This window comes from Candidatus Melainabacteria bacterium, from assembly GCA_016193285.1.
In the GTDB taxonomy this organism is placed as follows: Bacteria; Cyanobacteriota; Vampirovibrionia; order 2-02-FULL-35-15; family 2-02-FULL-35-15; genus JACPSL01.
Map to the genome: position 1 here is coordinate 1 of JACPSL010000020.1, position 1,626 is coordinate 1,626.

Sequence of the window (1,626 nt, forward strand, 5' to 3'; positions counted from 1 at the left end):
TACAAGAACATATGGCTAATCGTTATGTCAGATGTTATAAATCTATTTACACTAAACTTGAAATGAGAGTTGCTCACCTTGCTCATACATTCTCAAAGTGGATTAAGCTGCTTTTGAACTTAATTTTTCACAAGTCGTTCGTGAGTTGATAATTCTTCTTCTCTAATTAAATCTTGTCTTGAGACTCTATTCCTTTTTCTTTTGGTTTCAATAATCTTTAGACCTTCTTTAATCAGCCTAGCTTTTTCTATACTTAATCCTGTTGGAGATGCATCAATTACTTTTACCTTAACAACTTTTGAATCTGGCCTTACAACTAATTGAATTTCACTTTTTTCAAGAATTTCCAAATTATATCTATCATGTTCAAATCCTGGTATTAGGCTAGAAGTCTTACCATCTTCTACAACCCTTTCCATATTTTCGCCATCATAAGCTATATATGGTTTATGAATATCTAACATTATCATGGGGAAAATTAATGCGAAGCACATAACAATTTTTATTTTTCTTTTTGTATTCATGGTTAGAAATCTTTACCTAAACTATAGATACAAAAGTCTTGTAAATTTTAGAGCTAGCCTTTAAGAGAAAAAGCTTTTAAATTTAAATACAGGTATATTTATCCCCATTTTTATTTTTTAGAAAAGTTTTTAGTTGTGAATACTAGTACTTTTATACCTATTTCTTTTTATGTAATAGTTACCCTAAAAAGTCCAGCTTCAATTGCAAATGCTGTAGCTTGAGCTCTATTAGTTATCCTTAATTTGGCAAATATTCTTGCTAAATGATTTCTTATTGTAGATATACTTAGATCTAACTCTTTTGCAATTTCTTCATTAGTTTTACCTGCTGCAACTAGGGATAAAATCTCTCTTTCTTTTTTTGTAATATGCAAGTCAGACAGTTTCTGATTGGTACTTTCTTCTTTCTTAGCAAGTTGTATTTCTTCTTTCTTTGATCTTCCAATTGCATACCGTATCGAACGAATAAGTGCACTCTTTTCCAATTGTCCTTTAACAATATAATCTTGAGCTCCTTCCTGAACAGCCTTTATTGCAATTTCTTCATCGTTTAAGCCTGTTAAAACAATTATTGGTATATTTTTTGCTTTTGAGTTCAAAGTAACAAATGTTTCAAGTCCATGACTATCTGGTAATGAGAGATCCAAAAGTATAATATCTATATCACCATTCCCAATAGTCTTCATAGCCCCTGAAAGTCGTTCTTGTCTTATCACATCAAACTTTGGAGAAGAAGTTCCACTTAGAATTTCATGAATGAACTTAGCATCACCATCGCTATCTTCAACTAATAAAACTTCAATAGGGCTGTGATGTATTTTATTTTGTACTTCTATTGGCATACTACCGTTTGTTTAATTAATTTTAACGTACTTGTGCTGGAATTGTAAAATAAAACGTAGAACCTTTCCCTAACTTAGATTCTAATACCGTTTGTGGAAATTAATCCAACACTTTCTGTCATTCAGACTGTGTCATAAACACTCTTAATCATCTTTTACTGTTTTTACTAAGACTGTCAAATATCGACCACATGAACTGACTGTTTTTTATGCAACCTTTCTCAATGTTTTTTCGTTTAGCTTTTTGATTAGCTTATGAA

The 1,626-nt window shown here is 30.8% G+C and carries 2 protein-coding genes; both read right to left on the bottom strand.

Annotated features, from left to right (window positions below; translation table 11 throughout):
* Nucleotides 1–119: 119 nt before the first annotated feature.
* The gene (locus HYY52_04725) at nucleotides 120–524 is read right to left on the bottom strand and encodes a hypothetical protein (protein MBI2995990.1); all 405 of its coding nucleotides are present in this window, start codon (nucleotides 522–524) and stop codon (nucleotides 120–122) included.
* A gap of 167 nt (nucleotides 525–691) precedes the next feature.
* A complete protein-coding gene (locus HYY52_04730; GenBank protein MBI2995991.1) occupies nucleotides 692–1,366 on the bottom strand; it encodes a response regulator transcription factor in 675 nt (224 codons plus the stop codon).
* Nucleotides 1,367–1,626: the final 260 nt, after the last annotated feature.

Excerpts from the sequence above, each read along its gene's own strand:
- HYY52_04725 (MBI2995990.1), bottom strand. The coding sequence starts at position 524 with ATGAATACAAAAAGAAAAATAAAAATTGTTATGTGCTTCGCATTAATT.
- HYY52_04730 (MBI2995991.1), bottom strand. The coding sequence starts at position 1,366 with ATGCCAATAGAAGTACAAAATAAAATACATCACAGCCCTATTGAAGTT.